Here is a 6234-nt window from a genome sequence, read left to right on the forward strand (position 1 = left end):
AAATTGAAAGTCACCTCGTTTTTGTTAATGATTTAAATATAAAAAGCCTTTTAGAGGTTCAGGATAATCGGCATCGTTTAAAAATAATAAATAAAAATAAGTCCCATCAGGAGCATTTTTAGAGCCCACACCTTCTTTTATATAACCATCCCAATCTAAGGTATTTTGATTCCCTGTCCAAATCAATCTTCCCCATCTGTTGTATATTTCTAGTTTAAAACTCATGAAAATATTTCGTAAACCAGCAATAAAAAAAACATCATTTATGGTATCATTATTGGCAGAAACATAGTTGTAAACCGTTGGTGGACAATTTCTAGTGGTTAGTAAAAAAGAGGTGGTTGCGAAACAAGTAGCATTTTCCACTCTAACAAAAATTTCTTTAGGAGTAGTTATGGCAACATAATTTGTTGTGTTCAAAATTGGACTTACAGCTGCAATTGCATTTTCAAGTGTTTCATAAAAATGCACCTCATCCAGTGGATTGGTTTTTACCAATTCTTCATAACTTGAAAAATCAAAAGTACCCCGAGTAAAACCTTCGTTACAAGCAATAACATTTGGCAAAGCCGTAAAAGTAGGCTTTAGTAAGAGCGCATCGTTGAGGAGGAATGTATTGTTATTCTCATTGAGTTCGGTTACTATTCCTGTTCCGTTTCCTATATCATCAACTACAAATTTTAGCTCAAAAGTAGAGTTAATAGTATTGGGCAAAACTATTGTGATTTGACTGCTAATGGAACCACCAATAGGAATCGCGGCAGTAGTTACTACTGTTTGAAAAAGCACTCCGTCGATGTATATAGAAACAGGTGTTAAAGCAGGAAGCGGGTTGGAACCATTAAGATTTGAAACCGTATAATGTGCTACAATTGTTTTAGAATCGCATTGTTTGTCTACAGAGTTTACAGTAACGGTAGCATCGGGCAACTGACTATTGAGTTTTGTAACCACAGCATTTATTAAAATAACATCTTGAGTAGAAGTAAGCTTGATTTGTGCCGCAGTATCACCAACATGAATATATCCTTGAATGTCATAAATATCTAAATCCATGTTGTAAAGGATATTGCTACCCGTGATAGAATTGGTTCCGTTAAAAACATTATTGGCAGGATTTAAAGGAGCATTACTTAAAAGTAAATTATTAAAATAAAAACTTTCGGTAGGCAAAGCTGCATCACCTTCCCATGCTATAAAACCTACTTTTGAATTACTGGTATCTAAAACATTTAAACTGCTTAAATTAATAATCAAATCATCGGGAACTGATTGCAAACCCTGATAAATATTGATTTGGGTTAATGGCAGTGAAGCCGCTTCATAAATAATTAACATTGCCCATCCAGCAAAATTAGTTCTGCTATCACAATATCCTGAATTATTGATGAGGGTTTGTGAAATATCTAAATCAGACAAAGTATAAGTTCCATTTCCTGTAGTTATTAATTGTTGCGTCACATCGGCAAAAGCACTAAAAAAAACTAATTCATTATAAGTTCTTTGATAGGTTATTTGAGAAGTAATAGCAATAGTGTTAAGGGAAACATTTAAATCTCCTGTCCCTGAACCAGCCCAATACAAATAGGCTTTCTCTATTTGCTGACCTGCGTTTAAATTAAGAACAGCACTAGAAGAAGTAACTAGCAGGTCTTCGCAGCCCGGTGTGATATTATTTTCCCCAAGATTCATAGTATTGCCAATGAAAGTGAAATCATAACGCCCATTGAACTGCTGGTAAAAGCCAACATTTTGCCCATTAGTTTTAAAAATGAAGCAAATGAGAGTAATAAAAAAGAAAAAATGTTGTTTTGATTTCAAAGCAAAACGGTTAAGAAGATAAAATTAAACAATATTTTTGAAAATTGAATTTTTAATATGAATGACTTTTTTAAAATAAATGTTTAATTTTCCAATGTTTAAAAGCTACTTGTGAAAAATTATTCTATTCGACGATATACTTTAGATGATTATGCTATTTGGAACAACTTTGTGAGTAGTGCCAAAAATGCAACGTTTCTTTTTCATCGTGATTTTATAGAATACCATTCCGATAGATTTCAAGATTTTTCTTTGCTTGTTTTTGATGGAGATAAACTGATTTCTGTGCTTCCAGCGAATAGATTTGACAACACTCTTTTTTCTCATCAAGGATTGACTTATGGCGGTTTTGTTTTTGATGCCAAAATCAAATTAGGTGAAGTTTTAGACATTGCAAAATCGGTTTTACAGTTTTTACATTCAATAGATATTGCTACTTTTCAACTGAAATTAATTCCGTCGATTTATAATCAGTTTTTTTCAGAAGAAATTGAATATGCTTTGTTTTTGACAAATGCCAAATTGATTCGTAGAGATTGTCTTTCGGTTATTGATTTAACCAAACCTTTTTCTTTTTCAAAAACTAGGAAAGAAAGCATTCGTCGTGGCGAAAAGAATAATTTAGTAATTAAAGAAGAATTGAAATTCGAATTGTTTTGGAACGAAATTTTAATTCCAAATTTGACCAAAAAACACAATTCAAAACCAGTTCACACAGTAGAAGAAATAATCAAGTTGCAGAAAAAATTTCCTAAAAACATTCGTCATTTTAATGTGTATCACGGAGGAAAGATTGTAGGAGGAACAACGATTTTCATAACTGATAAAGTAGCACATCCACAGTATATTTCGGGAAATGAACAGAAGAATGAATTAGGAAGTTTAGATTTTCTCTACAATCATTTAATTACCGAGGTTTTTAAGGATAAAAATTTCTTTGATTTTGGTCCGTCACACGAAGAAAACGGAAAAAAAATCAATGAAGGAATTCTATTTTGGAAAGAAAGTTTTGGGGCAAAAACAACTGTTCAGGATTATTATGAAGTTAAAACATCTAATTTTGGACTATTAGACACTATTTTAATTTAAAAATCATATTTGTGAATATTACTCATAAAATAAAAACTTTCCTCTTTGTTACGTTGCGTATTTGGAAGTATAAATTGCTTTCTGATTGCAAAAACGTAACAGGGAAACCCAACTTATTTCATCCATTACTTTTGAAAGGGAAAGGCAAAATTTCATTTGGTAAAAATGTTCAGATTGGAGTAGTAGCTTCTCCGAATTTTTATTCACATTATACTTATTTGGAAGCCCGGAATTCAGATAGCGAAATTACTATTGGTGATAATGTTTCTATTAATAATGCCTTTTCGGCAGTGGCTTTTTCAAAAATAACCATCCAGAATAATGTTTTAATTGGAGTAAATTGTGCTATAATTGATAACGATGGGCATAATCTCGAAATAGACAAACGGAATTATGATGAGATAAAATCGGAAGCCGTTTTTATTGCAGAGAATGTCTTTTTAGGCGATGATGTTACCATTTTGAAAGGCGTAACTATTGGCAAAAATTCGGTTATTGGAAATGGTTCGATTGTTACTAAAAGTATACCTGAAAATGTAATTGCCGCCGGAAATCCGGTTAAAGTAATTAGATATTTACAACCTTAATGGATATCTTAATAAAATCGTATAATAGGCCTTACTATTTGGACAGATGTTTGTTTTCTATTAATAAACATGTGATTATTGGTAATGGAAAAATAATTGTTTTAGATGATGGAACGCCGCAAATTTATTTGGATAGAATAACAGAAAAATATCCCAATATTATAATAAAAAAATCAGAGTTCTACGAAAAGAAAGTTCAATTCACAACCAAAGGCAAAAGGCCAGAAAAGTATAGTATTCCGGTAAATTTATGGGTTGATTCAGCTAAAAGGGCTTCTGAAAATTTTATTTTAATAGAAGATGATACTTGGTTTATAGATATTGTCAATTTGGGTGAGGTTGATGCTGAAATCACACAAAATAATGTTGCCTTAACCAAGCTGTATTGGATTGGAAATTCTATAATCAATCAAAATAAAAAAGAAACATCACTAAAAAATATTGTATTGCTAAAACCCAAATTACTTACTACAATTCCGGCTTTGTATTATTTTATTTTTTACAAGTTTGACCGATTTAAAATCCGGAAGATACTGCGGTTTTTCAAAATCAATACTAACGAAAAGCAACTTGCCTACAGAACTATTTATGCGGTTGCCGGAATGATTTTTAATAAAAATTATTTTGTCAAATTGTGGGATAATCATCAAAATAATGTTGATGAAGGTTTACAGATTTATAATGCAGTGAAGGTTTTCAAAGAGCAAAAACACACCATAAAATTTGCTCGGTATCATCATGAAATCCTTCGAACGGGATTTATGTCGGCCGCAACCAATCAGCACAAGGAAAGCTATGTTGGCAATGTAGATATGTTTGCGTTTAACAAACTTATGAATGAATCATGGTTGCATAATCAGTTAGATGTTATAAGTTCGTTACCTAATGATATTAATGCAGAAGAAATAATCAGAATACTTGATAGCGATAAGCAAAAAACTATTTTATCAAAAGACTGGTTAAGTTGGGTAGGTAGTTTTAAGAGTTATTATTTAGAAATGGGATGCAAAATCGATTGATTTTATCATGAGTCAGGAAAACAGTAAATCGTATCGTTCTATTGTAAAAGCAACTGGAGTTTTCGGAACCATGCAGGTTTTCAGAACGCTAATAAGCATTGTCAGTTCCAAATTTATCGCTGTTTATCTTGGTCCGATTGGTTTCGGATTGTTATCTCTTTTAAATAATTCGGTTAATATTATAGTCGCCATCACCAATTTCGAATTTCTAACGGTCGCCACAAGAGAAGTCGCTTTGGTTTCTAATTCCGATGACGATTCACAGTTGTCAAAAACTATTGCATTATTGCAAAGAATGGCTGTCGTGATAGGTGTTTTAGGTGCCATTGTTTGCCTCTTATTTAGTAAACTATTGAGTACTCTAACTTTTGGCAATCCCTATAAGCAGCATTGGTTTATACTATTGGCTTTTTATATGCTAATTACCAGTTTTTCAAACGCCAGAATGGCTGTTCTTCAAGGAGTGAATAACATTAAGACTTTGGCGATATGCAATATCGTTGCTGCATTTATTACGGCTATTGGAACGATTATTATTTATTATTTCTTGAGAATTGAAGGTATAATTTGGGTAATGTTATATTCGAGTATGGTGCTGTTTTTGGTTACCTTTTATTTCACAAGACAATATAAATTTAGTGTTAATTCTCTGGGATTTAAAGAGTTTTATCATAATTCATCACCCATTTTTAAGTTTGGATTTTTTATGTCTGTTAATTTAATTCTGGGACAGATGTGCAATTTTGCAATCAAATTATATCTCAATGATAGTGGTGTTTCCTCACAAATTTTAGGATATTATGAAGTCAGTACCGTAATTTTAATAAATTATTTAGGATTGATTTTTATTGCGATGTCATTTGATTTTTATCCTAAATTAACTTCTGTCAGTGCCGATAATGAAAAAGTAAAACAATTAGTAAACAATCAAGTAGAAATTGCACTTATTTTGGTTACTCCTGCGATTGTTTTCTTGTATTTAGCAGCTCCGTTTTTAATCGAATTATTATACACCAAAGAATTCTCCAGCACGTTTTTAATATTAAAAACAGCATTGTTTTCGGTAATTCTAAAAGCGGTTATTTTTCCCTTAGGTTATATCGTTTTAGTAAAAGGAGATAAAAAACTCTTCTTTAAGCAAGCGTTATTTAGTGATTTTTTAAACTTAGTTTTATCTATTGTCTTGTATAAATATTTTGGTTTGTTAGGTTTAGGAATTGCATACTTTTTAAATTATGCTATTTATGCTATTTATGTTTATAAAATGGTAAACAAACATTATGAATTTTTATTTGTCCAATCTTGTAGAAAGTTAATAGCAATAAGTCTAATCATTGGAGTTTTGGCAATTGTAATTATATACAGTTTTGAACAGTTGTATATCTTCATTCTGATTTCAGCATTGTTTCTAATTTCAGTTCTTTATTCCTATAAAGAATTGAATAAAAGAATAAACTTGAAAAATTATATAATCGAGAAGCTATGTAGAAATAAATAAAACTTATTTCTAAAGTGAACATTTTTAAATTTCCTTCTCTTTTATAAAAGACATAATATTTCTATATAATTATTTTAATGTTATTTGTTGGTATTATTATTCTTTAACAAGAATTTAATAAGTTTTTTTCGTAATTTAAATGACTAACAATTAAAACATTTAAATGATGAAAAAAAGTATTTTATTATTCAGTTTGATTTTGTCAAGTATGATTGTGTAC

At 30.7% G+C, this 6234-nt stretch carries 5 protein-coding genes; 4 read left to right on the forward strand and 1 reads right to left on the reverse strand.

The window, feature by feature from the left end:
- Positions 1–24: 24 nt before the first annotated feature.
- Positions 25–1821 (reverse strand): gliding motility-associated C-terminal domain-containing protein, encoded by a 1797-nt coding sequence (locus tag Q0Q96_RS04000; RefSeq protein ID WP_293871938.1) that lies wholly within the window; start codon positions 1819–1821, stop codon positions 25–27.
- A 111-nt stretch (positions 1822–1932) separates the two neighbouring features.
- Between Q0Q96_RS04000 and Q0Q96_RS04005 the strand changes: the two genes are divergently transcribed.
- Genes Q0Q96_RS04005 through Q0Q96_RS04020 form a run of 4 tightly spaced genes read left to right on the forward strand, consistent with a single transcriptional unit; the run spans position 1933 to position 6014 of the window.
- A complete protein-coding gene (locus Q0Q96_RS04005) occupies positions 1933–2910 on the forward strand; it encodes a GNAT family N-acetyltransferase (protein WP_293871939.1) in 978 nt (325 codons plus the stop codon).
- Positions 2911–2921: 11 nt separating this feature from the next.
- Positions 2922–3497 (forward strand): acyltransferase, encoded by a 576-nt coding sequence (locus tag Q0Q96_RS04010; protein WP_293871940.1) that lies wholly within the window; start codon positions 2922–2924, stop codon positions 3495–3497.
- Positions 3497–4516: a hypothetical protein gene (locus Q0Q96_RS04015; protein WP_293871941.1), complete on the forward strand. Its 1020-nt coding sequence runs from the start codon at positions 3497–3499 to the stop codon at positions 4514–4516. Before Q0Q96_RS04010 ends, Q0Q96_RS04015 begins: the two co-directional genes overlap by 1 nt.
- 7 nt (positions 4517–4523) lie before the next feature.
- The gene (locus Q0Q96_RS04020; protein WP_293871942.1) at positions 4524–6014 is read left to right on the forward strand and encodes an oligosaccharide flippase family protein; all 1491 of its coding nucleotides are present in this window, start codon (positions 4524–4526) and stop codon (positions 6012–6014) included.
- The last annotated feature ends 220 nt before the right edge of the window (positions 6015–6234 follow it).

This window comes from Flavobacterium sp. (genome assembly GCF_025352015.1).
GTDB lineage: Bacteria > Bacteroidota > Bacteroidia > Flavobacteriales > Flavobacteriaceae > Flavobacterium.

Coding starts and splice junctions, on each gene's coding strand:
- Q0Q96_RS04015 (WP_293871941.1), top strand. CDS start 3,497: ATGGATATCTTAATAAAATCGTATAATAGGCCTTACTATTTGGACAGA.
- Q0Q96_RS04020 (WP_293871942.1), top strand. CDS start 4,524: ATGAGTCAGGAAAACAGTAAATCGTATCGTTCTATTGTAAAAGCAACT.